The 1,705-nt window shown below is 78.4% G+C and carries 1 protein-coding gene and 1 pseudogene; both read right to left on the bottom strand.

All coding sequences use genetic code 11. The annotated features are described in order from the left end of the window. Positions 1 to 687, bottom strand: a 687-nt coding sequence (locus tag E1264_RS42415) for a WYL domain-containing protein (protein ID WP_132183205.1), incomplete at its 3' end; no start/stop codon positions are given. A 127-nt stretch (positions 688 to 814) separates the two neighbouring features. Then, positions 815 to 1,705, bottom strand: a pseudogene (locus tag E1264_RS44335) (hypothetical protein); the annotation flags it as partial.

Below are 1,705 nucleotides of genomic sequence, written 5' to 3'. Positions count from 1 at the left end.
ACCCCGGCCCGCGCCGCGCGACGAGCCCGAGCGTGCGCCGCGGCCCGCGCCGGTGGGCAGGACCTCCGCGGCCGCGTCCCGCAGCCGGGACCGGACGAACTCCAGCCGGTCCAGCGTCCACGCACGCGCCCGCGCCGCACCCGCAGGACCCCGCGGCCCCGCCTCCGCGGGAGGACGCTGCATCGGCACCCGCAGCGCCGCCAGCAGCGCCTCCAGATCACGGACCTCACCGCCGCGGCCCGACAGGAACGCCGCGCCGATCCGGTCCAGCCGGAACATCCGCGGCCCGTCGCGCATCCGGCACCACCCCACCAGGTACTCCGCGTACGGGGCGATGACCAGGCCGTGCGCCTCCACGTCGCGGAAGCTGCGCGTCCCCGACCGGTCGGTGTAGGCGAGCCGCACGATCCGGCGGGTCCGGACGGCCTCGGCCAGCGTGTCGCGCACCGGGCCCACCAGCGACTCCGCCTCGGTCAGCGGCGCCGGGGACGCGGCGGCGGGCAGCGCGTGCCCCCGGCCCTTCTCCGCCCGCACCGGCAGCCCGCCGTGCGTCAGCAGCTCCAGGTCGCGGCGGACGGTCCGCTCGCTGACCCGCAGCCGCGCACCCAGCTCCGCCGCCTCCAGCGGCTCGGGCGAGGCCGCGCGGAGCTCGGCGACGAGCGCCAGTAACCGATCAACGCGATCCACACCCCCATCGTGACCGCGCCCACCGACATTTCACCGCCCGCAGGGGCCCAAATCCCCTACAGGCAAGGCGAATCCGCCCTCCGCGCGACCACCGCGCGACCACCGCGCGCCGCGGGCCCCGGGGTCCTCAGCGGCCGGAGAGCTCCGCCGCCAGGCCCTCGAAGTCGGCCGCCGTCAGCGACAGGGCACTGCCAATCGCCTGGGTCGCCTCCGCGCTGCCCAGATGCCGCGTCGCCGCCCGGTCCAGATACGCCTCCACCAGGCGGGCGCCGGTGAGCCGCCCGCGCGGGCGCAGCGCCCCGATGTCGCGGTTCACCACCGTCCACGCGTCCGACCCCAGCCGCAGCCGCCGCTCCTCGGCCAGCAGGCCCACCAGCGCCGACCGCGCCGCCGCGTCGGACAGGTCCGGGAGCCGCACCGCCCGCAGGTCGGTCACCAGCTCCGGCGACGCCGCCGACAGCTCACCCACCCGGTCCGGCTCGCACGTGCCCAGCAGCGCGGTGTCGTTGACGCCCTCCAGCCGCGCCCGGTACAGCACCGACGCGTACGCCGGTCCCTGCGCCTCGTCCAGGATCAGGCCGTCCAGGCCGTCCAGCAGCAGGACGTGCCCGGCGTGCTCCTCCAGCGCGGCGCGCAGCCCGTCGGGGCCGTGCTCGCGCAGGTCCTCGGCGTGGGCGCTGTGGACCTCGCCGCTGGAGGCCTCCACCTCCGCCAGCGCCGCCGCGACCATCCGCGCCAGCCGCCGCTGCCCGCTGGAGGGCGTCCCGATCAGCAGCAGCGCCGGCGCCGACGCGCTGGACACCTCCTGCCCGCGCAGCCGCCGCGACCACTTCCCGCGCCGCCGCACCTCCGTCACGACGCGTTCGATGTCGTCGGCGCCGCACAGGAACCGGATCCCGTACGCCTCGGCGACCTGCGGGCTGCGCTCGGGCGCGGGCGCGGGCCGCAGCGGGGGCGGCGGCTCGGGGACCGGCGCCGGCGGCGGAGGCAGATCCGCGTGCGGGGCCGCCTCCCGCTC

Origin of the sequence: Actinomadura sp. KC216 (genome assembly GCF_004348535.1) — a bacterium.
Classification (GTDB): domain Bacteria; phylum Actinomycetota; class Actinomycetes; order Streptosporangiales; family Streptosporangiaceae; genus Spirillospora.
The sequence above is the reverse complement of the archived record's forward strand: the minus strand, read 5'-3'. Positions and strand labels throughout refer to the sequence as shown.